A 23,943-nucleotide genomic window follows, 5' to 3' on the forward strand; every position below is an offset into this window, starting at 1 on the left:
TTAGCAGGCCCGGCCCGCGCGCGCCGTCTTCAGCCTCCTCAGTTACTCAAACCACAGGCCGGCGCGGGGGCCGGGGGGGCGCGGCCGCGGGCCCGCGGGCCGGGCCCCCCCCGCCCCCCCGCTCCCGTCGTACTGGGCTCGGCCGATGCCGGGTTCAGCCGTGCGGAGCTGGCGCGTGCCGTCGAAATCGCGGCCGAGGTGGTCACTCCCCACCATCTGGTGCTGGCATTGGCCGGATCGACCGAGGAATTCGCGGCCCCGCCAAGGAATCCTTTCGACGCCGCGACCCTGTTCATGGCGGCATTGCCGCCGGAGGACGTCGGTGAGTCGGCTGACGCCGCGCGGTCCGTCGTGGCCGCGGGCGGGCGATTCCACTGCGCGCGGTCGCTCGAAGCCGGCGCCGTGCTGGACGAACTCGGCGCCGTACAGGCGACCGACCTCGCCGTCCGCACCGATCTGCTGTGCCTGATCCGCCGGACGCTCGAACGCGAACTCGCCGCGGGCCCGATCGCCACGCTCGCGGTCTTCGAAGGACTGCAGCGCGATCCTGGCCACGACGCGGAGTCACGCCGAGCCTCGTTGCCGGCGCTGCACGCGAGACTCGGTTCGCGGCTGGCCACCGTGTGGTGCGCCGGCGGACCGGCGGACGCCGAGACGGTCGCCTTCTTCACCAGCACCGGGCTACGGGTCCGCGGCCTTCTTCGCTGACGGCTCACCGCGAAACACACGAGTCCCCCGGGGGTTGGGGGCCCACCCGGGGGACTCGTGTCATTCAGATGGCTCAGGCGGCCGGCTGCTCGGCCTGCCGGATCTTCTTGGGCAGCGCGAACATCAGGACGAACGCGAGCGTCAGGCCGCCGACGACCCACCACAGCCCGTTCCCGAAGGCCGTGCTGTAGACCGACGCGCGATCGGCGCCGGACGGTGGGACCTTGCCGACGGCACCGAAGAACGCGATCGAGACCAGGCCGAGCCCGAAGGCCCAGCCGAGCTGCTGCACGGTGCTGATCAGGCCGGACGCCGAGCCGGAGTGTTCGGCGGGCACGTCGGACAGGATGGCGTCGGTGATCGGCGAGATGATGAGGCCCATCCCGAAGCCCATCACCAGCAATGCCGGGATCATCTCCCACGTGGTGATGCCGGTGCCGAGCCACGAGACCAGCAGGATGTAGATCAGCACCCCCGCCTTCATCACGAGCGCGCCGCCCTGCAGGACCTTGCGGCCGAACCGCGGCACGAGCAACGCGACGGACATCCCGGCGGCACCGCCGACAGCGAGCGAGAACGGCACCGCGGTCAGCCCGGCCTGCAGGGTGTCCCAGCCCAGCCCGGTCTGCATGTACAGCGTCCAGATCAGGAAGAAGATGCCGGTGGTGGCGCCGAAGACGAGCTGGACCGCGATGCCGGCGGCGAAGCTCTTGATCCGGAACAGCGAGAGGACGACCAGCGGCGAGCCGGTCTTCCGCCGCTCGAAGGCGAGGAACAGGCCGAACACCACGACGCCCGCGGCCATGCTGACGAACGTCCACAGTGGCCAGCCCAGTTGCTCGCCCTGGGTCAGCGGGAACAGGACCAGCAGCAGGCCCGCCGTGGCCAGCACCGTGCCGCCGATGTCGACGCGCAAGGCGTTGGGGCTCTTGGACTCGGTGATGAACCTGGCGCCGAGCACGAGGCCCGCGATACCGATCGGCAGGTTGACGAGGAAGATCGGACGCCATTCGAGGCCGAAGATGTTCCACTGGGTCAGCAGCGCGCCGAGCAGCGGGCCCGCGACCGCGCCGAGGCCGACCATCGCGCCGTACATGCCGAACACCTTGCCGCGCTCCTCGGCGGGGAAGGTGACGTGGATGATGGACAGCACCTGCGGCACCATCATGGCGCCCGCGACTCCTTGCAGGATGCGCGAGACGACCAGCATGTCCGGGCTCGCGGAAAGACCGCAGAGCGCCGACGCGACCGTGAAGCCGGCGATACCGAGCAGGAACAGGCGCTTGCGGCCGAAGATGTCACCCAGCCTGCCGCCGGTGATCAGGCCCAGCGCGAAGGCCAGCGCGTAACCGCCGGTGATCCACTGGACGGCGCTGAAGGAGGCGCCGGTGTCACGCTGGATGCTGGGTACCGCGATGTTGACGATGGTGACGTCGACGAGATCCATGAAGGCGGCGGTCATCACCACCGCGAGGGCGAGCCAGCGGCGGCTGTCCGCCACGGGGGACGCTGTGGGTGCCACAGCAGTGGGGGCGATGGTCATCCGTCTCTACCTTTCCTGCTCTTCGAACCGAACATCGGTGACGCTAGCTCCGGAGTAGGCCAGTTCCTGCCCTACATCGGCAGTGGGTGGGGCGGGCTTCACCCGGCGGGGCCACCACATGGCCTCCCCCAGGTCGAGAGTCAGCGCGGTGACCAGCACCGAGCGGACCACGAAGGTGTCGATCAGCACGCCGAGCGCGACGGTGAATCCGAGCTCGGCGGCGAACACCATGGGCAGCGAGGCCATCGCCGCGAACGTGCCGGCCAGCACGAGCCCCGCCGAGGTGATCACGCCGCCGGTCGCGGTCAGGCCGGTCAGCGCGCCACGCCGGGTACCGGTCCGCAGGGACTCCTCCCGGACCCGGGTGACAAGGAAGATGTTGTAGTCCACGCCCAGTGCCACCAGGAACGTGAACGCCTGCAACGGGAAGGCGGCGTCCATACCGCCGAAGTGGAAGACGTGGTCGAACACCAGCACGCTGATGCCCATCGTGGCGCCGTAGGACAGCACCACGGTGCCGACCAGCACAAGCGGCGCTATCACCGCCCGCAGCAGCAGGACGAGGATGCCGAACACCACCAGCAGGATCGCCGGGATGACAACCCACGCGTCGCGCGCGGCCCCGTCCTGCATGTCCAGCGTTATCGCCGGGCCGCCGCCCACCTGGGCGTCCGCTCCCTTGACGCCGTGCACGACGTCGCGCACCTGCCGCGCGGTCGCCAGCGCCTCCGGGCTTCCCGCACCTGCACGCGGCGTGGCCAGGACAAGGGTCCTGCCGTCCTTGGCGTCCAGCTGCACGACGGTCGCCACGGTCGGCAGCAGGGACAGCGCCAGCCGCACTTCGTCCGAAGTGGACGAACTGACGACCGTACAGATCGGGTTCCCGGCACCCGCCGGGAAGTGCCGCGATTGCAGCTGGTCACCGAGAACGGCTTCGGTGACCTTGGTGAACTGGCGGTCCTGCGGAATACCCTCCGCGTGCATGCCGATCATGGCCAGCGCGAACGAGCCGAGCACCGCGGCCGTGCCCGCCCAGATCCACCGGGGTTTGGCGGCGACGAACGTGCTGACCCGTCCCCACACACCGGCGCGGGACGGCGGGAGCGCGCCGAAGGACGGTTTGACCGGCCAGAAGACCCAGCGCCCGCAGATGACGAGCAGCGCGGGCAGGAGGGTGGTCATGGCCAGCAGGGCGACCACGATGCCGACAGCGCAGACCGGGCCAAGCCCCCGGGTGGAGTTCACGGTGGCGAGCAGCAGGACGAGCAGGCTCACCGCCACCGTGGCGGCGCTGGCGAAGATCGCCGGGCCGGAACGGCGCAGTGCACGGGCCATGGCCTCGTGCCGATCGAAATGCACCAGGAGTTCTTCGCGGTACCGGGCGATCAGCAACAGCGCGTAGTCCGTCGCCGCGCCGAACACCAGCACGCTCAGGATGAAGCTGCTTTGCGAGTTCACCACGACACCGGCGTACTTCGCGAGCACGGCGATGACAGCCTCCGAGGTGAAGACCGCGGCCACCGCGGAGATCACCGGCAGTAGCCACAACGTCGGGCTCCGGTAGGTGAAGAGAAGAATCGCGACGACCACGACCACGGCGACGATCATCAGCAGGTCGGCGTCGCCGAACGCCCTGCCGGAGTCCGCGGCGTAGCCACCAGGTCCGGTGACGTGACTGACGAGCCCGTCACCGTTCGCCGCCGCGACCGCCTTGAGCCGGTCTACGACCTTGGCGATCCCTGTCCAGCCGGATTCCCCGACCCGGACCGGCACCACTGTCTCCACGGCCTCGAGGTCGTCGGCGACAAGCGGCAGCTGCACTTTCCCGGTGACGTCCTCGAGCCGCTGGAAGACGGCCGCGTCCGCGTTGGCCTTCTCCACGTCGGCGGGCCTCAGCCCGCCCGGCCGCGAGTAGACGACGCTGGCCGGCATCGTGCCGCCTGAGCCGAACTTCTGCGCGGCGGCCACGAATCGCGCCGATTCCGACGAGCTCGGCAGCCACGCGGAAATGTCGTTCTTCTGCGCCGATCCGAGCATTCCAGCCAGCGAGAACGCCGGAATCAGCAGCAGGATCCACGCGACGAGAGTCACCCATTTTCCCCGGCGCCCGCTGGGCAGGGCCGCGAGTCCACGCACCATGGTTTCAGCCCTCCTCAGGTGTGCTGGACGCTGACGTGCCACGAACCGCCGGCGCGGTTGGTGATCCGGACATGCCATTCCACGGTGATCGGGATTCCCGCGATGATCACGTAGAAATCGGCGGCGACGGAAACAGTGCCGGTCCCGTTCCCGGTATAGGACACCCAGTCCTTCAGTGCGTCGTAGGCGAATCCACCGTAATGGCAGATCCCACCACTCGCCGAAAGGACCGGGCCGTCCTGGCGCAGCTCGAAGTCGACTCCGGCGTGCCAGGCGTCGCAGCTGTACGCGGAGCACAGCCGCACGGTCCGGGTGGCCCCGGTCGTGCTGAACGTGGCCGTGTTGACGCATCCTGCCTGCGGCACACCGCCGGGGTACTTCTGGTGCAGGAAATCGCATTCCGCGGCCGAGCCGGTGTATTCGACGCGGGCGGTCCCCACCGGCGGCACCTCCGCGTCGACGATGAGCTTTCCGGACAACGGAGCCGGCCGCCCGACAATACTGTTCCCGGCGGCTCGCGCCGGCGTTTCGGCCGTTCCGCCGAGAAAGGCGGCCGACGCACCGAACGCGACGGCCAGTACGATGACCGCCGACACGCCGGCTTTCCGAAATCGGGACACGGTGCTTGTCTCCTTCACTTTTCCGGCATACTCGAGTCTGCCCGGCTTTCGCGTGCACGGGAAACAGGGGCAAGCTGGCATGTTCCGGACTGGCAGTTTCCTGCCGTCGGGGAAATCACCACCAGATACTGTCGGAATCACGCCATGGCTCGCGACGGGTCCACGGCGCCGGTTCGGGAGGGGCCGGTGCCGCGGGCCCGGCCCCTCGCTCCAGCAACGCGCACAGTGCGCCGAGCAGAGCCGCGATCTCTTCGTCCGACGGGTTGCCCCGCCGGATCCGCACCGCCGGGTCGTCGCTCATGTCGGCACGTTCCCGTGCTTGCGACGCGGCAGGGCCGCCGTCTTCCCGGTCAGCATCCGCAGCGCACGCACGAGGATCTCGCGGGTGTGGCGTGGATCGATGACGTCGTCGACGAGCCCGCGTTCCGCGGCGTGGTACGGGTGCATCAGCTCACCGCGGTACTCCTCGATCCGCCGTGCCCTGGTCGCGGCCGGATCGGCGGAGGCCGCGATTTCCCGGCGGAACACGACATTGGCCGCGCCCTCCGCTCCCATCACGGCGATTTCGTTGGTGGGAAAGGCGTACGACAGATCGGCGCCGATGGACCGCGAGTCCATCACGATGTACGCGCCGCCGTAGGCCTTCCGCACGATCACCTGGATCCGGGGCACCGTGGCGTTGCAGTAGGCGTAGAGAAGTTTCGCGCCGTGCCGGATGATGCCGTTGTGCTCCTGGTCGACGCCGGGCAGGAACCCCGGAACGTCGACCAGGGTCACCAGCGGGATGTTGAACGCGTCGCACGTGGTGACGAAGCGGGCCGCCTTCTCCGCGGAGTGGATGTCCAGCACACCCGCCAGGGTCAGCGGCTGGTTCGCCACCACACCGACGACCTGACCGCCGATCCGCGTCAAAACGCAGAGCACGCTCGTCGCCCAGCTCTCGTGCACTTCGAGGTACTCGCCGTCGTCGACGATCTCCGTGATCACGTCCCGCATGTCGTACGGCAGGGCCGCCTCGGCGGGGACGAGGCCGAGCAGCCGCTCGCTGCCACGGTCGATCGGATCGCCGGCGGTGACCGCGGGCGGCTTCTCGAGGTTGCTCGCCGGCAGCAGCGAGATCAGGTACCGGACGTCCTCCAGGCACGTCCGCTCGTCGTCGTAGCTGAAGTGCGCCACACCGGAGACACCCGCGTGCACATCCGCGCCGCCGAGCTCGTTGTGGGTCACCTTCTCGCCGGTGACCGTCTCGACGACGTCCGGGCCGGTGACGAACATCTGCGAGGTTTCCCGCACCATGAACACGAAGTCGCTCAGCGCGGGAGCGTAGGCGGCACCACCGGCGCACGGGCCGGTCATCACGGAGATCTGCGGGATCACCCCGGACGCGGCGACCGCGCGCCGGAAGATGCCGCCATACCCGGCGAGCGCGCTCACCCCCTCCTGGATCCGCGCGCCCGCCCCGTCGTTGAGGCCGACGATCGGCGCGCCCGCCGCCAGCGCCAGGTCCATCACCTTGTGGATCTTCTCGGCATGGGCCTCGCCGAGCGCGCCGCCGAAGATCCGGAAATCGTGCGCGAACACGAACACCGTGCGTCCCTCGACGGTGCCCCAGCCGGTGACGACGCCGTCGGTGTGCGGCCGCCGGTCCTCCAGCCCGAAGCCGGTGGCTCGGTGCCTGCGAAACGGCTCCACCTCCTGAAAGCTGTCCTCGTCCAGCAAGAGCGCGATGCGTTCGCGGGCGGTCAGCTTTCCCTTCGCGTGCTGGGCCGCGGTCGCGCGGGGGACACCCTCGGCGATCGACCGGCGCAGACCGGCAAGTTCGGCGACCCGCGCCGCGACCGGAACCGTCGCCGGCGACGACGCGAAGTCCCGCTCGAGCCGTTCGTCGACGGCGGTCACGATCGCACCGACCAGTGGTAGAACCGCTCGGCCATGGCGTCGCGGGGCGACCGCCAGGTCCGCTCGTCGTACGGCTTGATGTGCTCCGCGAGTTTCTCGTTGACGTCGACGAAAAGCTCGTGACCGCGTACGTCCTCGACGCGTTGCGGCCCGCCCTCATCGGTCTCGAAGAGGTGGAAGTAGAGGCCCTGGTAGCGGAACAACTGCCGGCGCGTGACGCCGACCAGCCCGGGCAGCGCGGTCCGGTCCGACTCGGCGAAGATACCGGCGACCCGGTCCGCCGCGTCCGGTGTCATCCTGGCCACGATCAGTGTGCTCGTCATGGGTGTGTCCAATCAGGTTGTGGCGGGCGTCTTTTTCCGGGGCCGGGCCACCGCCCAGCGGGTGCGGATCGGCTTCTCCACGAAGGTGTAGAGCAGCCAAGCCAGCACGAGACTGGCCAGCAGATCGATCGCGATGATCCCGAACGCGGCGGGGATCGAGAACAGCTTTCCGTTGCGCAGCAACGTTCCCCCGCCGAAAACCACGATTCCGTGCACGAGGTAGAACGCATAGGACATGTCGCCGAGCTTCGCCCACACCTTGCCCCGCAACAGGGAGCGCCTGTGCTTCACGTCCGTCGCGGCCGCCGCGGCGACCAGCAGCGCCGCCGGGAGGATCTCGACGAAGGACAGCTCGTAGGTGAACGGCAGCAGGAGCCCGAGCCCGGCGGCGACGACGTAGATGCCCGCGGCGGGCAGCAGCCCGAGGTTGATCCAGCGGCCGGTCTTGATGATCCGGCACATCACCATGCCGAGCACGAAGTCCAGCATGCGCGTGGGTGGCGCGGTGTAGACCATCCAGAACTGGGTCATCCCGATCGGGGACGAGAACGGGAACGCCGGCGTGCCCGGCACCAGGTAGTGCGAGACGCTGGTGATCACCAGCACGGCCGCGACGATGCCGCCGACCCACCACCACAGCCGGCCAGGGGCGATCCGGTTGACCTGCTTGAGGATCCACGGGAACGCGAGGTAGAACGGGATCTCGCAGGCCAGCGACCAGGTGGACCCGTTGAGCGCGGCCCAGATGTCGTAGCGCGGCACCCAGGACTGCACCAGGAAGACGTTCGGCAGCACCTGCCCGAGCGTCGCGCCGACACCCACCAGGCAGATCAGCATCGTGACCAGGTGACCGGGGTAGATACGGACCAGCCGGCGGCGGATGAAGCCGCCGTAGGTGTCGGTGGGTTTCGCGAGCCACGTGAGCAGGAATCCGCTGAGCACGAAGAAGAACGAGACGCAGCCGAACGCGGCGACCCGGAACACGGCCTCCAGCCCGTCACCGAAGGCCTGGTTCGCGAACGGGTTGACGCCGGGCAGTGGCAGCAGGGAGTGGTCCATGAACACGGTCAGCGAGGCGAACACCCGGAGACCGGGCAGCGTCGTGAGCCGCATCTTGACGGTTTTCGGGGCCGGCGGCGTCGCCACGGCCCCGGTCTCGGGGATGGTGGAGGTCATGAGCCTTCCTCGGTTTCTCGCCTCAGGCGGCCGCGCGCGTCTGTTCCTCGGACAGCCCGAGCAGCCGGACGGCGTTGCCTGCCAATATCGCGTTGGTGTCCTCTGTGGACAGATCCAGCTCCGTGACCGCGCGGACGAGGTCGCCGACCTCGTGCGGCAGCGGCGGGGTGTCGGTGCCGAACACCACGTGCCCGGCACCGAACACGGACACGTTGGTACGCAGGGCATGCGAGCTGTGCGACGCCGTGTCGACCCAGATCTGGGAGAAGTAGCCGCTCGGCCGCCGGGGCAGCGCGGGACCGCCGGAGGCCTTCCAGTGCCGGGGCGCGTGCGCCAGGTCCAGCCGGTCGGCGAGCAGGCCGAGCGCACCGCCGCCGGTGGCCGCGATGACGCGCAGGCCCGGATCGCGTTCCAGCCTGCCGCTCATGATCAACGTGGCCAGGCCGAGGTGCACGTCGGAGAACCGGCCCAGCTGTTCGACGAGCCCGAAGTGCCGCAGCGCGCCCGAACCGACCGGTTCGGCGGGCGGGTGCAGCATGATCGGCACCCCCGCCTCGGCCGCCAGCTCGAAGAAGCCGTCGGCGCCGGTGTCGTCCAGGAACTTTCCGCGCACCGAGGTATTCACGATGAAGCCGACGAACTCCGGTCGGCGCACCAGCTCCGCGGCCGCGGCCAGCTCGGCGTCGGTTCCGAACGGGTTCACGTAGGCGTATGCGAGCAGATGCCCCGCATGCGCCCGGACCGTCTCCCCCATCCAGTCGTGGAAGGCCGCGAGCCTGTCCGCGGGCTGGGCGTAGTTGTCCAGCCCAGGAATGCGGGTCATGGTGCCGAACCCGACCGGGCTGCCGACGACGGTCAGGCCGACACCCGCCGCCAGCTTGCGTTCGATCATCCCCCCGATGTCCCCGAGACTCGGCGGCATCGGGTACCTGGCCAGCAGTTCGGGCGCCGTCACATGCCCGTGGACGTCGATGATCATGCCGGCACCGCCAGGTGCGCGGGCCGCACGACGGCCACCGCGTCCAGGTGCCCGAGACCGTGTTCGGCGCCCTGCCGGAACAGGTCGCCGGAGGCCTCGGTCACCGGTGCCGCCACCCCGCTCGCCTTGGCCAGATCGAGGGCCAGCCCGAGGTCCTTGGCCATCAGGTCGAGCCGGAACGCCGCCGGCTCCAGGCGGCCGGCTTGGGCGAGCATGCAGCGGAACGCCACCACCGGCGAGCTGTAGCCGCTGCCGCCGAGCACACCGAGCACGGTCGCCCGATCGAGCCCCGCGGCCTCGCCGATGTCCACCGCCTCCGCCAGCCCGGCGAGCTGCACGCCGAGGAACAGGTTGAGCGCGATCTTCATCTGCGCACCGGTCCCCCACGCGCCCAGCACGTTCACGTCCTTGCTCAGGTCCGCCAGCAGCGGACGCGCCGCCGCGACGTACTCCGCCGGGCCACCGACGAGCGTCCGCAGTTCACCGGCCCTGGCATGGTTCGGGTTGCCGAGGACACGCGCCTCCACGAACCGGAAACCCGCCTTCTCCGCGCGGTCACCGAAGTCGCGGGCCGCCTCGGCGGACGTCGTGCTGGCATCCAGCAGCAACGCTCCTTCCCGCAGGCCGACGGCGGCACCGTCCGGGCCGAACACGGCCTCCTCCACGGCGCCGGCATGGGCCAGGCTGACGAGGACCGCGTCCGCGCCGCGGGCCGCCTCGGCCGGGGTGCCCGCCGCGAACGCGCCGAGTTCCAGCAACGGCACCAGCTTTTCCGGAGTGCGGTTCCACACCCGCAGCTCGTGGCCCGCCGCCAGCAGCCGGTGTGCCATCGCGGCCCCCATCGCACCGGTACCCAGCACGGCGATGGTCGAAGTCATGACAGTCCTCCTTCACGAACTGGCGGTCACGCCGCCGTCGACGTACAGCACTTGCCCGGTGACGAAACCGGCCTCCGGCGAGGCGAAGAACGTCACGGCCGCGGCCACCTCGCCCGGAGTCGCGAACCGGCCCGCCGGGATCCGGCGGAGCATCATCTCCGTGAACCGCTCGTCCACGCCCGCGGTGAGCCCGGTCGGGACGAAGCCGGGCGCGACGCCGTTCACGGTCACGCCGTGCGCAGCCCACTCCGTACTGAGCTGTTTCACCAGCAGGTTGACACCGGCCTTCGACGCTCCGTACGCGGAGAACCCCCGCCTGCCACCGAATTCCGCGCGGGTCGAGGACAGGAGCACGATCCGGCCCCGCCGGTCCCCGGCGACCATCCGGCGGCCGACGGCCTGCGCCAGCCAGAAGCTGCCCGACAGGTTGACGCCGATGACCCTGTCCCACTCGCCGGGCTCGACGTCCACCGCCGGCCCGTTCGCGTCGATCGCCGCCAGGTTGACCAGCACGTCGACCGGGCCGAGCTCGGTGGTGACGTCCGCGACCAGTTCGTCCACTGTGGACTTCTGGGCCAGATCGACGACGTAGGGGTAAGCGGTGCTCCCCCGCTCCCCGAGTTCCTTGCAGGCCAGCTCCGCCTTGTCCCGCGTCCGGCCCGCGACCGCGAGTGTGACGCCCTTGGCACCCAGCTGGTCACAGACCGCCCTGCCGATGCCGCCGTAACCACCGACGACGAGTGCGATCCGCTCAGCCATCGGAGGTCTCCTCGTCATGGCGGCGGCTGAGGACGCACCGCATGCTCGCCGCGGCGAAGAAGGCCGCGGTCTTCTCGGGAGTGGACATGTCCCGCTCCGCTTCCAGGTACGGATCCAGCTGCCGCTCCAGCTCACGGACTTCCCGCTGCCTGCCCATGTGCCGGGCGACGTCGATGAACTCGCCGTCGAACTCGATCACGCGGACGACGGTGTTCTGCCGCATGAACACCGAGGTCCGTTTGAGCAGGCCGACGACCTTCCCGTCGCCGTCGCGCACGACATGGTCAGGCCGGCCACTGCGCTCGAACAACCGGACCACCGTCTCCTCGGTTCCCGGCTTGACGTTCCAGGTCAGTGCCCACTGCTGAGACATCGTTGTTGTCCTCCTCCTGATAGTGGTCGTAGTGGTCCCGCCAGTGGCGGGGATCCGGGAGCCCGAGCAGACCCGCGCCGTAGAAGGCGAACCAGTGCACGACCCGGGCGGCCGTCCTCATGCGGGGCGGCCCACCAGGATCGAATTCGGCGGCGTGATCTCGACGATCCGGTCGAGGGCGAAACCGGCGCGGGTGAACAACGCGCGCCACTCCGCCTCGGTGCGCTCGACGCCGCCGACGTTGACCATCATTTCCACATCCATGAACTTCGCGAAGCCCCAGGAGTTGAGCCGTGGGACGACGGCCTCGATCACCAGCACCCTGGCGCCGGGCCGATCCCCGATCGCCGCGCGGACCTTGCCGAGGATCTCCGCGCACTGGTCGTCGTTCCAGTCGTGCAGGACGCTCTTGAGGATGTAGGTGTCACCGCCGCCGGGCACCGTTTCGAAGAACGAGCCGGGAACCAGTGTCACGCGGTCGCCGAACTCCCCGGTGACCGCACTGTCCACAACGGACTGCTGGTCGAACAGGACCGCCGTGGTCGCGGGGTTCGCCTTCAGGATCTCCGAAACGAGGAAGCCCCGCCCGCCGCCGACGTCGACGACCTTGCCCGCCCCGGAAAAGTCGTACCGTTCGGTGATGTCGCTGATCGAGTCGCCGGACAGCGCCAGCATCGCGGCGTCGAAGATCCGCTGGCTCTCGGGGTTCCGTCCCATGTAGGCGAACATGTCCGGCACGTCGTTGATCCGGTTGAACACCGGGGTCCCGGTGCGGACGGTCTCGAGGATCCGGCCGTACGGCCGCCAGGTGAAGTCCTCGCCGAAGAAGATGACGGCCTGACGCAGCGAGCCGGGGACATCGTCACGCAGGTACTCCGACAGCGGAGTCTGCCCGTAGCGGCCTTCGGCGTCCTCCGCGAACACGCCGACACTGGCGATGGCACGCAGGATCCGGTGCAGCGATCGGGAATGCGTGTTCGTGGTGGCGGCGAGCTCGGCCGGCGTCCTCGGCCCGTCCGCCACCAGGTCGGCGATACCGAGTTTGGCGGCGACGTAGAGCGCCTGCGCCACCCACTTTCCGGTCGCCATCAGCAGGATCTGCGCGGACTCCGGCAGGAGCGCGGTGTCCGGCGGATCGGCGACAAGGCCCTCGATCTCGTTGATCGCGGTCATGACCGGCTCTCCTTCGCGTCTGCGCGGTACGAATCGGGCGCCACTTCGTGGATGTTCCGCTCGACCGCACCCGCCCAGTACGGGCGCAGCGGCGTGGTGGTCTGTTTGTGGATCGGCGCGTCCTCCCAGGCCAGGAACGCGGCCGAGGTCTCCCACTCGGAAAGCAGGATGTAGCGGTCGTCGCCGTCGGCGGGCCGCAGCAGTTCGTCGCGGATGTGGCCGGGCGTCCCGGCGACCTTCGCGGTCACCTCCGCGTAGGCGGCCTCGAACCCGGCCTCGTCGCCCTCGCGGATTCGGGCGAGAACCATCACTCGTGCGGTCACTGCGGTGCTCCCATCTCGGTCAGTTCCATGCGGGCGCTGCGGCGCAGCGCGGCCAGCGGGGCGGTGACCCTGTCCTGTTCCTCGCTGGTTTCGAAGCGGTGGAAGGACTCCTTGTCCGTCCACTCGCTGGTGATCACGAACTCGGTGGTGTCGGCGTCCAGGTTTCGCGCGGTGATCTCCTGGCCGAGGCAGCCGGGCACCCCCGCGGCATAGGTGGCCGCGGTCTCGAACCGGTCGATGAACTCCTCGGCGTCGGCGCGGCCGACCCGCATCGTCAAGGTCATCCGGACGGCCATCTCAGATGCCTCCGTCCACATAGAGCAGTGCGCCGTTGACGAACCGGGCGAGGTCCCCCGCGAGGAACAGCACCGTGTCGGCGATGTCGTCGGGGCGGCCGAGCCGTCCCAGCGCGGCCAGGTTCGCGTAGCGCGTGCGCTGTTCGGGCGTCAGGCCGGACACCTGGTCGGTCTCGACGATGCCCGGCGCGACGCTGTTCACGCGGACGTGACGCCGGCCGAGTTCCTTGCAGAGGGAACGGGTCAGGCCGTGCACCCCGGCCTTGGCCGCGGTGTAGTGCGCGCGGTCCGGCATGCCGACCCACGCCACCGCCGAGGTGATGTTGACGATGGACGCGTGGTCGGCGAGCCGGGGCAGCACCGCGCGGACGACGAGGAACATGCCGGTGAGGTTGGTGTCCACCACGCGGTGCCACTCGTCGAGGTCGAGATCCAGCACCGAGGCGCTGCTGACCACGCCGGCGTTGTTCACCACGATGTCCAGTGCGCCCACCCGCTCCGCGAGCGCGGCGACCTCGGTCGGATCGGACACGTCGGCGAAGGCGACGGTGTGCTCGCTCGACAGTGTCTTGAGCTCGTCGGCCAGTTCTTCGGCGGCCGCGCTGGGCCGGGTGCCCACCGCGGTGACCGTGGCGCCGTGCCGCGCCAGTGTCAGCGCGGTGGCCCGGCCGATGCCACGGGTGCCCCCGGTGACGAGCGCGGTCTTGCCGGTCAGGTCGATTCCGGTCATGGGTCTCTCACATCCCCCCGTCGACCATGAGCGTCTGGCCGTTGACGTAGGAAGAGCGGTGGTCGGCGAGAAAGGCGACGACCTCCGCCAGCTCGGACGGCTGCCCGATCCGGCCCAGTGCGCACTGCCCCTCGTAACGGGCCCGCAGTTCGGCGTTCGGCGCGGACATCTCGGTTTCGATGATTCCGGGGGCGATGGCGTTGACGCGGACGTCGCGCCGGCCGATCTCCCGGCTCAGCGCCTTGGTGAACCCGATCAGCGCGGCCTTGCTCGCGGCGTAGTGGGTCTTGCCGGGGGCACCGGTGATGCCGAGGCCGGAGGTGATCGTGACGACGCTGCCGCCGGGCCGCAGGTGCGGCAGCGCCGCCCTCGTGACCAGGTACGGCCCGGTGACGTTGGTGGCGAAGGTCGCCTCCCACTGCTCCGGTTCCAGGTTCTCCAGCAGCGAAAACGGGGCCACGCCCGCGTTGTTGACGAGAATGTCGATGCCGCCGAACTCCTCGGCGCAGCGGCCGACGGCGTCGCGGACCCGCGCCGGGGACGAGACATCGCACGCGAGCGCGAGTCCCTTGGGGGAAGCGGCTTCCAGTTCCTTGGCCAGCAGCCCCGCGGCTTCGCCCTCGGTGCGGTACAGGCCGCACACGCGGACGCCGTCGGCGAGCAACCGGTCCACCACCGCCCGCCCGATGCCCCGGCTCGCGCCGGTGACCAGTGCCGTGCGTGTCATGCCGTTCTCCCTGTGGTGAGTTCGTGGTCCCAGTCGGTCTCGCGTGACACGATCGGGATCAACCGCCTGCGGTCCAGCGACTCCTGCTCCGCCGGGTTGATCCAGTCGCCGAAGCCGCTGCCGGTCGGCGCGGTCCGCATGATCCGGATGAAGCCGCCGCGCACCCTGCCGGGCACCTTGCCCCACTTGACGAGTGCCATGTGCTCGGGCGAGCGGGCGAATTCCTGCAACGACTCGAAGCTCTCGAAGAACGCGATCGCACCGGTGGTCAGCGGGAACCTGAACAGTCCTTTGTGGAACACGAAACCGGGGGTGCGCTTGAGCCGGCGCATCATCTTCCACACCAGCGGCCCGCCGGTGAGGAAACCCTTGAGTGTCAGCCGGGTCTTGCTGATGAAGAGGACCTGCGCCCTCGCCTCGGCGGGCATCAGTTCGAAGTCCTGGGTCAGACTGACGGGAAGCCGGTTCATGACAACGCTTCCTTCCGCAGGGCGCCGAGACCGGTGTGCAGGTAGTAGGCCCAGTAGCCCAGGTGCCTTCCGTACCGGTCGCGCAGCCTCTGGTTGTCGTAGCCCTCGCCGTAGATCGCCGCCGTCGCCTTGGCGAAGTTCGGCATCTCCAGCGGCACGAAGTCCATCCGGCCGAGGCCGCGCAAGAGGATCGCGGCCGCGGAGAACTCACCGATGCCCTTGATCCTGCGCAACGCTTCGGTGGCTTCGTCGTACGGAGCCTCGGCGAGGTAGTCCTCGTGGAGGTCGAGAAGCCCGTCCACGAGGCAGGCCAGGTATTCCGCCTTGCGCCCGTTCTTGACGATCCCGGCCCAGTCCGCGGCGGTCAGGTGCTGCAGGTCGGCCAGCTCGGGGAACGCCTGGTACTCGACGCCGTCCACGGTGAGCTTCCGCCCGAACAGCCCGGTGATCCGGCGTTTCAGCGCCACCGAGACGTTCTTCGGTGTGCGTTGCGACAGCACGGCCCAGACGCCGATCTCCGCGACCGTCAGGAATCGGACCTGGTGCAGGCCCCAGAGGTTCTTCACCAGCCTGGCGAAACCCGGGTGGTCCTCCGCGGCAAGCGCGTAGAACTCCCGGAGGTCGTCGGACAGGCTGAGGTAGCCGTCGATCTTGTCGCAGACCTGGTCGTGCGTGCCGCGCGAGAGGGGGCGGTCGGAATGCAGGACGTAGTCGACGCCGTGCCGGCTGGGCGTCACCTGGAAGACCACCGCGTGGCCGTCGACGGCGATGGCCTTGGTCAGGCTGTCCGCGGTCATCACCTGGTCGCCCTTACAGGCGCCGAAGCCCTCCAGGAACCGGATGGACGTCCGCAGGTCGAACGGCTGCGCGGCGGGCAGTTCCCCGGCGAGCTTCGTCGGGTCCAGTGTCGAGGTCATGACGCCTCCTTGGCGGTGATCGGGTCCAACGCGGCGCGGATGCCCGGCAGCGCGTCGGTGGCGCGGATCGTGGCGACGACGGAGAGGTAGGGATCGGTGACGAGGGTCAGTGGTGCCTTGTCCCTGGCGCCGAAGGCGTGTTCGGCACCGAGCACGCCTTGCCAGTCGAGAGCGAGACCGATCGCCTCGTCCTCGCCGTCGGCGGGCAGGCCGGCCGCCGCGCGCAGCCGCGCCGCCCGTTCCACCTGTCTGGCCCGGCCGGAAGCGATGTCGCGCTCGGCGATCCGGTGCAGGCTGCGTGGCACCCCCTGCAGGTGCGCCACCTGGACGATCGGCACCTCGGCGGTGACCGGGTCCGTGCGGAGCGCGTCGACGAGGTCGTGGCCCGCCTTCTGGGTGATCCGGTTGCCCAGCACGACGACGAGCGGTCGTCCGGCCTTTTCGGACAGATCCACCTCGGTGCCGCCCGCACCGGGGAGAACGACGCCGCGCAGGCTCTTCGCCACCGCGGCCTCCTCGATGGTCCTCTTGATCAGCTCCAGCTGGATGACGCTGTTGGTGTCGATCCGCTCGCGCATCCCGGCGTCGTCGAGGGGCGCGCCGGGTTTCATCCGGAATTCCTGGGTCCAGCGCATGACCGTGCCGCCGCGGGCGTCGGGTTCGTACGTCCAGCGGATGTTCATGTACTCGAAGGGCCCGGTCTCCACCCGGCGCGCCACGACGGTGCGGGCGGCGCGGTCGAGCTCGCGCTCGGACACCCAGCTCCACACGCGGCCCTGCTCGTCGGGGTGCATCGTCAGCCGGAACCGGACGTAGCCGGGCCTGGTCTCGAGGACTTCGGCGGCGGCGTATTCGCTGAACAGCCGTGGCCAGCCGGGGACGTCGTTGGTGATGTCCCATACCAGCTCGAACGGCGCGTTGAGGTGGACGGAATTCTCGGTACGGACGGCCATTCCTACACAGTCCCTTCGACGGAGGCCGGGGCCAGCGCGGCTTTGATCGCCGCGAAGGCGTGGGGTTCGGTGATGCGCGCGACCAGTCGCTGGTCGCTGTCGAGCACCAGGACGACCGGGGTGCGGTCGGCGGGCGTGAAACCGAAGCCGCCGGTCACCTCGCCGTGCCAGTCCAGCGCGATGGTCAGCAGCGCCGGTTCGTCGGCGGGGGGCGCGCCCAGCGCGGCCCGTCGCGCGGCGAGGTCGGCCAGCTGGCCGCGGTAGCCGGCGGCGATGTGCCGGAGCGCCATCGCCCGCAGTGGCTGGGAAACGTCGCGAAGGCAGGCCACCTGCACGACCGGGACCGACATGGTCGCCGGGTGCGAACGCAGTGCCTCGATGATCTCGTGGCCCGCCTTCTGGGTGTGCCGGTTGCCCAGGATCACGACCAGCGGGGCACCACGGCGGGCATCGAAGTCCACTGTGGTCCCGTCGAGCCCGGGAACGACGTGGCCGGCCAGCGCCGACGTGGCGGGCATCTCAGCCGTCCTGACGTGGCAGGGCGGCCAGGAACCGCAGGGTGGCGGACGGCGTCTTGAGCCGTTCGGCGTCCGCGTCGGTGATCGTGACCCCGAACCGGCGGCCCAGCGTGGCCATCAGCTCCAGGTGACCGAGCGAGTCCAGCCCCCACGTCTCGTAGTCGGCTTCCGGTGTTTCGGCCAGCGCCGCGGCCGTGGTGGGGAACCCGCCCTGGGTCATCAGTTCCGCCAGCAGCGCGACGAGCTCACCGGTCTCCAGGTTCGCCTTGTCGAACGTGATGCTCATGGTGCCTCTCCTGTCAGTTTTCGTTGTTCCCGAGCCGGCGCAGGACGACCGCGGCGTTGAAGCCGCCGTATCCCCTGGCCAGCACGACTACGTGACGCAGGTCCGCGGCCCGCAGCTCGTGGACCAGGTCGAGGTCGCTCGCCCACGGCGCTTTCTCGACGACCGGCGACGGCGGCAGTTCTCCGTGGTAGAGCGCCAAGGCGGCGGTCGCGACGTCCAGCGCGGGCGAGCCCGCGTACATCCGGCCGACGAGCGTCTTGGGCAGGCAGATCGGGACCTGCCTGGCGCCGAACACCGCCCGCAGCGCCGCGACCTCCGCCTGGTCCAGCTCCGGGGTCGCGGCGCCGTCGGCGAACACCGCGTCCACGTCGTCCGGCCGCACTCCGGCGTCGGCGATCGCCACGCGCGCGGCTCTGGCAAGGCCGTCGCCGGTCGGCCGGACCGTCGTCGGCCGGCCGTCGTGCGTGGCCGCGTAGCCGACGACCTCCGCGTAGATCCGTTCCGCGCCACGGCCGAGCGCGCGGGACAGCTCCTCGACGAGCAGCATCGCGCCGCCCTCGCCGACCACGTGCCCTGCCGCCGTGGCGGAGAACGGCTGGTACGCCGTCATCGGATCGTCCACAAGGGACAGCCGACCGCCGCGCAGCTGACAGGCCAGCGCGTACGGGCTGATCGGCGCCTCGGTCGCACCGGTGACGACGGCGCGCACCTCCCCGCGGCGCAGCGCTCGCCTGCTCGCCCCGATCGCGTCCAGTCCGCCCGCGGATTCCGTGGCCAGTACCCCGCACGGGCCCTTGGCCCCGTGCTTGATCGCGATCTGACCGGTCGTCGCCGCGTAGAACCAGGCGATGGACTGGTAGGCGCCGACGGCGTGCGGGCCGTCGGACCACAGCTTGTGGATCTCGCGCTGGCCGAACTCGTTGCCGCCCGAACTGCTGGCCGTGATCACCGCGGTGTCGTAGGGGCATTCACCGGGAGTCCGGTGCCCGGAGTCCTCGAGCGCCTGCCCGGCGGCGACCAGGCCGAGCTGGGTCCAGCGGTCGGTCTGCACGGCGATACGGGGCAGCACGTGTTCGGCGATGTCGATGTCGTGCACTTCGCCGCCGACCCGGCACGGGTAGTCGGTGAGGTCGAAGCGGCTGATCCAGCCGAGACCCGACACTCCTTTCCGCACCGCGTCCCAATACGTCGCCGTGCTCGCCCCGATCGGGGTGACCGCGCCGATGCCCGAGATCACCATCCTGAAGCTCATCGATTCACCAGCTCCCTGCTCAGCAGCAGTGCCGACTGGAAGCCGCCGAAACCGCTGCCCACGGTCAGCACGTGGTCGAGATGCGCCGTCCGGGCCTCGATCGGCACGTAGTCCAGGTCGCACAACGGATCCGGCTCGTGCAGATTGGCCGTCGGTGGCACCGCGTCGTTGGCGAAGGCCAGGACGCACGCGGCGGCCTCGATCGAGCCGATGGCGCCCAGCGAGTGCCCGACCATCGACTTGATGGAGCTCACCGGCGCCCGGTAGGCGTGTTCGCCGAGGCTGCGCTTGAACGCCGCGGTCTCGTGCCGATCGTTCTGCTTCGTGCCCGAGCCGTGCGCGTTGATGTAGCCGATGTCCTCCGGGTTCAGCCGCGCCTGACGCATGGCGCGGTCGATCGCCTCGGACATCTCGATCCCTTCGGCGGTCAGGCCCGTCATGTGGTGGGCGTTGCCCGTGCTGGCGAATCCCGAGACCTCGCAGTAGATGTGCGCACCGCGCCTGCGTGCCGATTCGTACTCTTCGAGCACCAGCGTCGCCGCGCCTTCGCCGAGCACGAAACCGTCACGCCTGCGGTCGAACGGCCGGGACGCGGTGGCGGGCTCGGCGTTGTTCGGCGACGTCGCCTTGATCGCGTCGAAACAGGCCACCGAAATCGGCGAGATCGGCGACTCGGCCGCGCCGGCGATCATCACGTCGGCCTCCCCGTCCGCGATCACCGCGCAGGCGTGCCCGATGGCGTCCAGCCCCGACGTGCAGCCGGTGGACACGACCGCGGCGGGCCCGCCAGCCCGGAAGGTGCCCGCGATCTCCGCCGCCAGGCTGCTGGGGACGAGCGCGTCGTACATGAACGGGTGCAGGAACCTCAGGTCAGCCGACCAGCGGGTGGCGTTGTCCGAGGCGGGCAGGTACTCGTCCTCCAGCAGCACGGTGCCGCCGACGGCGGTGCCCATGGCGGTGCCGACCCGGTCGAGGTCGATGCCGTCGCGGTCGAGCCCCGAGTCGTCGACCGCCTCCCGCGCGGCGACCAGCGCGTACTGCACGTACAGGTCCATCCGCCGCATCTCGCGGGCGGTCAGGCCCATTTCCCCGGCGTCGAAATCGCACTCGGCGGCGATCTGGGAGCGGAACGAGGCCGGGTCGAACCGGGTGATCCGCCGGGTGGCCGTGCGTCCGTCCACCAGCAGCGACCAGAACGCCTTGGCCCCGATGCCACCGGGTGCGACCACGCCGACGCCGGTGACCGCCACTCGTCTCCCGGTCATGACCGGACCTCCCGGCGGTCCGTGTGCTCCTCCAGGTCGATGTGGCCGAGTTCGGGCCGGGGCGCGAGCGGGCCGAGGTGGAAGACGAGGAACGCCTCCACGGTGCCGGTGTTGACCAGCCGGTGCGGGGTGTTCTCCGGCACCAGCAGCCCCTCCCCCGCGGCGAGGTCCACGGACTCGTCGCCGAGGTCACAGCGCAGCGCGCCGCGGACGAGGAAGACGAACTCCTCGGAATAGGGGTGCAGGTGGGAACTGATGTAGTCGCCGGGGGCGACAGTCGCCACGCCCAGGAACCCGGAAGTGGATCCGACGGTCCTTGGCGACAGAAGCGTTCGGATCTCGCCGCCTCGCCGCGTGTCGGCGGGAACGTCGAGCATGGAAATCGGCTTAAGACCCGATGCGGCCACGAGCGTCTCCTATGGTTGCGCAGAATTGCTTCGTCGACGATTCACGTACGACCAGCTTGCAAGCGAATCCACCGAAATGAAAGAGCGCGACGATGGCATCAAAATGACAGGGGAATACCGATTACCTGATCATCACGGATTCGACAATGAATCGTGGGACCACCCCGGAATGAGTCGAAGGTTGTAGCCGGGCTACACCGCGAGACGCTTTTTACCCCTGCCTTTCCGGGATAGATCTGTAGCCCGCCCGATGAACGGCGCGAGCCGCGAATCCCGTCACCTCACCCTTCCGGGGGACCCGAACCCGTCACCGATCAGGGGGATCCGTATGTCCGTCGAACCGACCGCACGCGTTGTCAGCACCCCTCGCCCGGCCACGCTGGCCGGCACCCTGCGCGACTGCCTGCTCGAAGCCCGTCCCGTCGTGCAGGTCATCTTCTGCGTCCGGCTCCTCGCCGGCCTCGCGCTCGCCGGCCCCTTCCGGCACGACATTTCGTCGGAAACGCTGCTGGCGGGCGGCCTGGCATGGTGGTGCGCGGTGGTCTTCGTGTACCTGTACAACGGCGCGGCCGACATCGTCGAGGACCGGACGTCACAGCGGAACCGCCCGATCGCCCGCGGCGACCTGCCCAGGGAAACCGCGCTGAGCTGGTGCCGCGCCTTCGCGGGCGCGGCGGTGCTCTGCGGCCTGCGCGCCGGCCCGGTCTTCGCCCTGCTGGTACTGGCCCTGCTGGCCCTCGGCTACCTGTACTCGGCGCCCGGGTTCGGCTTCAAGCGGCACTACCTCGGTGCGGCGGTGGTGACCACGCTCGGCGGCGCCCTGACCTTCCTGGCGGGCTTCCTGCTCGGCGGCGGTGATCTCCCCAGCCCCGACATCATGGTGCTCACCGCGGCGATGTCCGCGTGGATGGGTGGCGTCGGCTCGGTGGCAAAGGATTTCTCGGACGTGAAAGGGGACACCGCTGCCGGACGCCGGACATTGGTCGCCATTTTCGGGCAACGGGTGGCAAGTGTCGTGGTATCCGGGTCCGCACTCTGCGTAGCAGTTTCGTTCACCATTGCCGCGTGGGCCTGGGCGCCGGCCATGCGCTTTTCCGCCGCCACCCTGCTGACCGGGTCCCTTGGTGTCACCTTCCTCGCGATGAACCGCCGAACAGAAAGTCACCCACGTACGCCGTACTGGGCGTTCATGGTCAGCCAATATGCGGCCACACTGTCCGTTCTGTCCGTTTGATCGGCGGGATCGTCGCGCAGTCGTTACCAGTACGCCCACCGCCGAGCACACCCTCTGTTATTGTCACGAGCAGCGCCGACCCCTGGCAAGGGAGAGCGCAACTTCGGAGTAACACTTGGGGGAGGTGTCCGAATTGGGAGATTCGGCTCGCGCGCTCGCAGCTGACATTCTCGATCGAAAATGCAATTCCATTCTGCTCCGCTACGAGCATCAACTGCAGCTCATGGGAAGCCGCCTGCTCAAGGATCCGGACACGCGCGAGGAATGTCTCCGGCAGGCCGGTTCGATCATCGGCGATATCGCGCGAACACTGCGCGGTCAGAAAGTTTTCGACCTGGGACTGTCGAAGAAAATCGGCACCTCCCGTGCGTCCAGCCGCATTCACCCCAGCGAATCGCTGCGGGCCGCGATGGCGCTGTTCGAGGTGATCACCGTGGTCTGCGCGGACTACCTCAAGACCGAGGACGAGCCGACCGAGGCACTGCTGACGCTCACGATCGCCACGAACAAACTGGTCTCCCAACGGATCCGGATGGCATCGAGTTCGTACATGGGTTTCCTGCTACGAAGTATCGAGCAGGCGCACCTGCGGGAACGGCAGCGGATCAGCCGGGAGGTGCACGACCGGATCGGCGGTAACATCGCCGGCGCGCACCGCCAGATCGAATTGTCCACCGCCGTGCGGCCGACCGAAATCGCCCGCGCCGACGAAAGTGTCGACCGGGCGGAGTCGATCCTGCGGCACACCCTCAAAGACGTCCGCGCGCTGGTTTCGGACCTACGCAGCTGGGAACCGGAGGGCGGGCTCGAGCGCTCACTGCAGGCCTACCTCGAACACAACAAGCCCGCCCGGATGGACCACGCCCTGCGGGTCAACGGAGACGAATCCAACCTGTCGCCGGAGATCCACAGCGAAGCGTTCCTCATCATTCGCGAAGCCATCCGCAACGCCGTGCTGCACTCCCAGGCGAGCGGGCTGCTCGTCCAGGTGAACATCACGCCGAACGAGCTCTACGCATTCATCGAAGACGACGGGGTCGGGGTGGATCTCTGCGGCAGGGCACCCGGCTCGCGCACCGCCGGCCTGTCGGCGATGCGCGAGCGCGCCTCGCTGCTGGAGGGAGACCTCGTGATCACGAGCCAGCCAGGCCGGGGGACGCGGGTCGAGCTACTCATCCCCCTGAGACACCGGGCGGACGACAGTGACTGAAGGCCCGATGAAAGTCGTACTCGTCGACGACCACGCGTTGTTCCGGGACGGCGTCAAGCAGATCCTGGAGTTCGAAGAGGACTTCGAGATCGTCGGTGAAGCCGCGAACGGCGACGACGGTGTCGAAGTGGTCCGGCGCGAGCACCCGGACATCGTCCTGCTGGACGTGGAGATGCCGGGCTCGCACGTCCTGCAGACCGCGGCCCGCATCCGCGTCGCCTCCCCGCGAACGACCATCATCATCCTGAGCATGCACGACGACCCGGCGCTGGTGAACCGGCTCGTCGAACTCGGCGTGGGCGGCTACCTGCTCAAAAGCGTCACGCGACTGGAACTGCTGACCGCCATCCGCAGCACGGCAGGGCGTCCCAACCAGGTGATCCTGTCCGTCTCACGGGGATCCTTGCTGCACAACGACAAGCAGGCGCCGGACGTGCTGTCCACCCGGGAGCAGGAGGTCATGGAGCTCACGGCGCTGGCGATGAGCAACTCGCAGATAGCCGGTCGGCTCAACATCTCCGAAGCGACGGTGAAGCGGCATCTGTACAACGTGTTCGGCAAGCTCGGCGCGGTGTCCCGGATCGACGCCGTCAACAAGTACTACCGGGCAGATCAGGCAAACCCGGGTTCGCGGTCCCCTCGCCCGAACTGAAGCGGACACGACCGGCCTCCATCCGCCCGCCGATGTCATGCGTCCGGGGGGGGGGGGGGGGCCGGGGGGGGGCGCGCCCCCCCCCCCCGCGGCGCCCCCCCGGCGCCGCGCGGGGCGCCGAGCGCGGGCGCTA

General features: G+C 69.5%; 28 protein-coding genes. 4 read left to right on the top strand and 24 right to left on the bottom strand.

What is annotated here, in order from left to right:
* On the top strand, window positions 1–708 hold a 708-nt coding region (locus tag ACFWY9_RS29790; protein WP_378340438.1), incomplete at its 5' end, for a hypothetical protein.
* Window positions 709–781: 73 nt separating this feature from the next.
* Here ACFWY9_RS29790 and ACFWY9_RS29795 read toward each other — a convergent pair.
* The 24 genes from ACFWY9_RS29795 to ACFWY9_RS29910 form a co-directional block, all read right to left on the bottom strand.
* Window positions 782–2,251 carry an MFS transporter gene (locus ACFWY9_RS29795; RefSeq protein WP_378330516.1) on the bottom strand — a complete coding sequence of 490 codons (1,470 nt, stop codon included), beginning with the start codon at window positions 2,249–2,251 and terminating at the stop codon, window positions 782–784.
* Window positions 2,252–2,257: 6 nt separating this feature from the next.
* On the bottom strand, window positions 2,258–4,390 hold the full coding sequence (locus ACFWY9_RS29800; RefSeq protein WP_378340439.1) for an MMPL family transporter: 2,133 nt from the start codon (window positions 4,388–4,390) through the stop codon (window positions 2,258–2,260).
* A 14-nt stretch (window positions 4,391–4,404) separates the two neighbouring features.
* Window positions 4,405–5,010, bottom strand: coding sequence for a hypothetical protein (locus ACFWY9_RS29805; RefSeq protein ID WP_378330518.1), 606 nt, complete (start codon window positions 5,008–5,010; stop codon window positions 4,405–4,407).
* Between the two features lie 115 nt (window positions 5,011–5,125).
* The gene (locus tag ACFWY9_RS29810) at window positions 5,126–5,311 is read right to left on the bottom strand and encodes an acyl-CoA carboxylase epsilon subunit (RefSeq protein ID WP_378330519.1); all 186 of its coding nucleotides are present in this window, start codon (window positions 5,309–5,311) and stop codon (window positions 5,126–5,128) included.
* Window positions 5,308–6,909 carry an acyl-CoA carboxylase subunit beta gene (locus ACFWY9_RS29815; protein ID WP_378330520.1) on the bottom strand — a complete coding sequence of 534 codons (1,602 nt, stop codon included), beginning with the start codon at window positions 6,907–6,909 and terminating at the stop codon, window positions 5,308–5,310. Before ACFWY9_RS29815 ends, ACFWY9_RS29810 begins: the two co-directional genes overlap by 4 nt.
* Window positions 6,906–7,232, bottom strand: coding sequence for a TcmI family type II polyketide cyclase (locus ACFWY9_RS29820; protein ID WP_378330521.1), 327 nt, complete (start codon window positions 7,230–7,232; stop codon window positions 6,906–6,908). The genes ACFWY9_RS29815 and ACFWY9_RS29820 overlap by 4 nt, the downstream gene beginning before the upstream one ends.
* 12 nt (window positions 7,233–7,244) lie before the next feature.
* Window positions 7,245–8,408: an acyltransferase family protein gene (locus tag ACFWY9_RS29825; RefSeq protein WP_378330522.1), complete on the bottom strand. Its 1,164-nt coding sequence runs from the start codon at window positions 8,406–8,408 to the stop codon at window positions 7,245–7,247.
* Window positions 8,409–8,430: 22 nt separating this feature from the next.
* On the bottom strand, window positions 8,431–9,387 hold the full coding sequence (locus tag ACFWY9_RS29830; protein WP_378330523.1) for an amidohydrolase family protein: 957 nt from the start codon (window positions 9,385–9,387) through the stop codon (window positions 8,431–8,433).
* A complete protein-coding gene (locus tag ACFWY9_RS29835; protein ID WP_378330524.1) occupies window positions 9,384–10,265 on the bottom strand; it encodes an NAD(P)-dependent oxidoreductase in 882 nt (293 codons plus the stop codon). Before ACFWY9_RS29835 ends, ACFWY9_RS29830 begins: the two co-directional genes overlap by 4 nt.
* Window positions 10,266–10,277: 12 nt before the next feature.
* Window positions 10,278–11,024 (bottom strand): SDR family NAD(P)-dependent oxidoreductase, encoded by a 747-nt coding sequence (locus tag ACFWY9_RS29840; protein WP_378330525.1) that lies wholly within the window; start codon window positions 11,022–11,024, stop codon window positions 10,278–10,280.
* On the bottom strand, window positions 11,017–11,397 hold the full coding sequence (locus tag ACFWY9_RS29845) for a SchA/CurD-like domain-containing protein (RefSeq protein WP_378330526.1): 381 nt from the start codon (window positions 11,395–11,397) through the stop codon (window positions 11,017–11,019). Before ACFWY9_RS29845 ends, ACFWY9_RS29840 begins: the two co-directional genes overlap by 8 nt.
* A gap of 117 nt (window positions 11,398–11,514) precedes the next feature.
* On the bottom strand, window positions 11,515–12,570 hold the full coding sequence (locus ACFWY9_RS29850) for a methyltransferase (RefSeq protein ID WP_378330527.1): 1,056 nt from the start codon (window positions 12,568–12,570) through the stop codon (window positions 11,515–11,517).
* A complete protein-coding gene (locus ACFWY9_RS29855; protein WP_378330528.1) occupies window positions 12,567–12,893 on the bottom strand; it encodes an antibiotic biosynthesis monooxygenase family protein in 327 nt (108 codons plus the stop codon). Before ACFWY9_RS29855 ends, ACFWY9_RS29850 begins: the two co-directional genes overlap by 4 nt.
* Window positions 12,890–13,189, bottom strand: coding sequence for an antibiotic biosynthesis monooxygenase family protein (locus ACFWY9_RS29860; protein WP_378330529.1), 300 nt, complete (start codon window positions 13,187–13,189; stop codon window positions 12,890–12,892). The genes ACFWY9_RS29855 and ACFWY9_RS29860 overlap by 4 nt, the downstream gene beginning before the upstream one ends.
* A 1-nt stretch (window position 13,190) precedes the next feature.
* Window positions 13,191–13,919: an SDR family NAD(P)-dependent oxidoreductase gene (locus ACFWY9_RS29865; RefSeq protein WP_378330530.1), complete on the bottom strand. Its 729-nt coding sequence runs from the start codon at window positions 13,917–13,919 to the stop codon at window positions 13,191–13,193.
* Between the two features lie 7 nt (window positions 13,920–13,926).
* The gene (locus tag ACFWY9_RS29870) at window positions 13,927–14,646 is read right to left on the bottom strand and encodes an SDR family NAD(P)-dependent oxidoreductase (protein WP_378330531.1); all 720 of its coding nucleotides are present in this window, start codon (window positions 14,644–14,646) and stop codon (window positions 13,927–13,929) included.
* A complete protein-coding gene (locus ACFWY9_RS29875) occupies window positions 14,643–15,116 on the bottom strand; it encodes a hypothetical protein (RefSeq protein WP_378330532.1) in 474 nt (157 codons plus the stop codon). The genes ACFWY9_RS29870 and ACFWY9_RS29875 overlap by 4 nt, the downstream gene beginning before the upstream one ends.
* A complete protein-coding gene (locus tag ACFWY9_RS29880) occupies window positions 15,113–16,033 on the bottom strand; it encodes a DNA-3-methyladenine glycosylase family protein (protein WP_378330533.1) in 921 nt (306 codons plus the stop codon). The genes ACFWY9_RS29875 and ACFWY9_RS29880 overlap by 4 nt, the downstream gene beginning before the upstream one ends.
* The gene (locus ACFWY9_RS29885) at window positions 16,030–16,986 is read right to left on the bottom strand and encodes an SRPBCC family protein (protein ID WP_378330534.1); all 957 of its coding nucleotides are present in this window, start codon (window positions 16,984–16,986) and stop codon (window positions 16,030–16,032) included. Before ACFWY9_RS29885 ends, ACFWY9_RS29880 begins: the two co-directional genes overlap by 4 nt.
* Before the next feature lie 2 nt (window positions 16,987–16,988).
* Window positions 16,989–17,504 carry a hypothetical protein gene (locus ACFWY9_RS29890; protein WP_378330535.1) on the bottom strand — a complete coding sequence of 172 codons (516 nt, stop codon included), beginning with the start codon at window positions 17,502–17,504 and terminating at the stop codon, window positions 16,989–16,991.
* Between the two features lies 1 nt (window position 17,505).
* Complete coding sequence (locus ACFWY9_RS29895; protein ID WP_378330536.1) at window positions 17,506–17,790, bottom strand: acyl carrier protein; 285 nt, start codon at window positions 17,788–17,790, stop codon at window positions 17,506–17,508.
* 13 nt (window positions 17,791–17,803) lie between these two features.
* Window positions 17,804–19,042: a beta-ketoacyl synthase N-terminal-like domain-containing protein gene (locus ACFWY9_RS29900; protein WP_378330537.1), complete on the bottom strand. Its 1,239-nt coding sequence runs from the start codon at window positions 19,040–19,042 to the stop codon at window positions 17,804–17,806.
* Window positions 19,039–20,307, bottom strand: a complete 1,269-nt coding sequence (locus tag ACFWY9_RS29905; protein WP_378330538.1) for a beta-ketoacyl-[acyl-carrier-protein] synthase family protein — start codon at window positions 20,305–20,307, stop codon at window positions 19,039–19,041. The genes ACFWY9_RS29900 and ACFWY9_RS29905 overlap by 4 nt, the downstream gene beginning before the upstream one ends.
* Window positions 20,304–20,591: a cupin domain-containing protein gene (locus ACFWY9_RS29910; RefSeq protein ID WP_378330539.1), complete on the bottom strand. Its 288-nt coding sequence runs from the start codon at window positions 20,589–20,591 to the stop codon at window positions 20,304–20,306. The genes ACFWY9_RS29905 and ACFWY9_RS29910 overlap by 4 nt, the downstream gene beginning before the upstream one ends.
* Window positions 20,592–21,042: 451 nt before the next feature.
* Between ACFWY9_RS29910 and ACFWY9_RS29915 the strand changes: the two genes are divergently transcribed.
* From ACFWY9_RS29915 to ACFWY9_RS29925, 3 genes are all read left to right on the top strand, one after another.
* Window positions 21,043–21,948: a UbiA family prenyltransferase gene (locus tag ACFWY9_RS29915; protein WP_378330540.1), complete on the top strand. Its 906-nt coding sequence runs from the start codon at window positions 21,043–21,045 to the stop codon at window positions 21,946–21,948.
* Between the two features lie 124 nt (window positions 21,949–22,072).
* Window positions 22,073–23,158 carry a sensor histidine kinase gene (locus tag ACFWY9_RS29920; protein ID WP_378330543.1) on the top strand — a complete coding sequence of 362 codons (1,086 nt, stop codon included), beginning with the start codon at window positions 22,073–22,075 and terminating at the stop codon, window positions 23,156–23,158.
* Between the two features lie 7 nt (window positions 23,159–23,165).
* Window positions 23,166–23,810 carry a response regulator gene (locus ACFWY9_RS29925; protein ID WP_378330541.1) on the top strand — a complete coding sequence of 215 codons (645 nt, stop codon included), beginning with the start codon at window positions 23,166–23,168 and terminating at the stop codon, window positions 23,808–23,810.
* Window positions 23,811–23,943: the final 133 nt, after the last annotated feature.

Source organism: Amycolatopsis sp. NPDC059027, assembly GCF_042739735.1.
Lineage (GTDB): Bacteria > Actinomycetota > Actinomycetes > Mycobacteriales > Pseudonocardiaceae > Amycolatopsis.

What these genes read in the sequence shown, in the direction of transcription:
- ACFWY9_RS29870 (WP_378330531.1), bottom strand. Translation starts at nt 14,646, where the DNA reads ATGACACGCACGGCACTGGTCACCGGCGCGAGCCGGGGCATCGGGCGG.
- ACFWY9_RS29840 (WP_378330525.1), bottom strand. Translation starts at nt 11,024, where the DNA reads ATGGCTGAGCGGATCGCACTCGTCGTCGGTGGTTACGGCGGCATCGGC.
- ACFWY9_RS29850 (WP_378330527.1), bottom strand. Translation starts at nt 12,570, where the DNA reads ATGACCGCGATCAACGAGATCGAGGGCCTTGTCGCCGATCCGCCGGAC.
- ACFWY9_RS29865 (WP_378330530.1), bottom strand. Translation starts at nt 13,919, where the DNA reads ATGACCGGAATCGACCTGACCGGCAAGACCGCGCTCGTCACCGGGGGC.
- ACFWY9_RS29905 (WP_378330538.1), bottom strand. Translation starts at nt 20,307, where the DNA reads ATGACCGGGAGACGAGTGGCGGTCACCGGCGTCGGCGTGGTCGCACCC.
- ACFWY9_RS29880 (WP_378330533.1), bottom strand. Translation starts at nt 16,033, where the DNA reads ATGACCTCGACACTGGACCCGACGAAGCTCGCCGGGGAACTGCCCGCC.
- ACFWY9_RS29890 (WP_378330535.1), bottom strand. Translation starts at nt 17,504, where the DNA reads ATGCCCGCCACGTCGGCGCTGGCCGGCCACGTCGTTCCCGGGCTCGAC.
- ACFWY9_RS29825 (WP_378330522.1), bottom strand. Translation starts at nt 8,408, where the DNA reads ATGACCTCCACCATCCCCGAGACCGGGGCCGTGGCGACGCCGCCGGCC.
- ACFWY9_RS29830 (WP_378330523.1), bottom strand. Translation starts at nt 9,387, where the DNA reads ATGATCATCGACGTCCACGGGCATGTGACGGCGCCCGAACTGCTGGCC.
- ACFWY9_RS29900 (WP_378330537.1), bottom strand. Translation starts at nt 19,042, where the DNA reads ATGAGCTTCAGGATGGTGATCTCGGGCATCGGCGCGGTCACCCCGATC.
- ACFWY9_RS29820 (WP_378330521.1), bottom strand. Translation starts at nt 7,232, where the DNA reads ATGACGAGCACACTGATCGTGGCCAGGATGACACCGGACGCGGCGGAC.
- ACFWY9_RS29915 (WP_378330540.1), top strand. Translation starts at nt 21,043, where the DNA reads ATGTCCGTCGAACCGACCGCACGCGTTGTCAGCACCCCTCGCCCGGCC.
- ACFWY9_RS29885 (WP_378330534.1), bottom strand. Translation starts at nt 16,986, where the DNA reads ATGGCCGTCCGTACCGAGAATTCCGTCCACCTCAACGCGCCGTTCGAG.
- ACFWY9_RS29860 (WP_378330529.1), bottom strand. Translation starts at nt 13,189, where the DNA reads ATGGCCGTCCGGATGACCTTGACGATGCGGGTCGGCCGCGCCGACGCC.
- ACFWY9_RS29800 (WP_378340439.1), bottom strand. Translation starts at nt 4,390, where the DNA reads ATGGTGCGTGGACTCGCGGCCCTGCCCAGCGGGCGCCGGGGAAAATGG.
- ACFWY9_RS29925 (WP_378330541.1), top strand. Translation starts at nt 23,166, where the DNA reads ATGAAAGTCGTACTCGTCGACGACCACGCGTTGTTCCGGGACGGCGTC.
- ACFWY9_RS29835 (WP_378330524.1), bottom strand. Translation starts at nt 10,265, where the DNA reads ATGACTTCGACCATCGCCGTGCTGGGTACCGGTGCGATGGGGGCCGCG.
- ACFWY9_RS29875 (WP_378330532.1), bottom strand. Translation starts at nt 15,116, where the DNA reads ATGAACCGGCTTCCCGTCAGTCTGACCCAGGACTTCGAACTGATGCCC.
- ACFWY9_RS29810 (WP_378330519.1), bottom strand. Translation starts at nt 5,311, where the DNA reads ATGAGCGACGACCCGGCGGTGCGGATCCGGCGGGGCAACCCGTCGGAC.
- ACFWY9_RS29845 (WP_378330526.1), bottom strand. Translation starts at nt 11,397, where the DNA reads ATGTCTCAGCAGTGGGCACTGACCTGGAACGTCAAGCCGGGAACCGAG.
- ACFWY9_RS29795 (WP_378330516.1), bottom strand. Translation starts at nt 2,251, where the DNA reads ATGACCATCGCCCCCACTGCTGTGGCACCCACAGCGTCCCCCGTGGCG.
- ACFWY9_RS29895 (WP_378330536.1), bottom strand. Translation starts at nt 17,790, where the DNA reads ATGAGCATCACGTTCGACAAGGCGAACCTGGAGACCGGTGAGCTCGTC.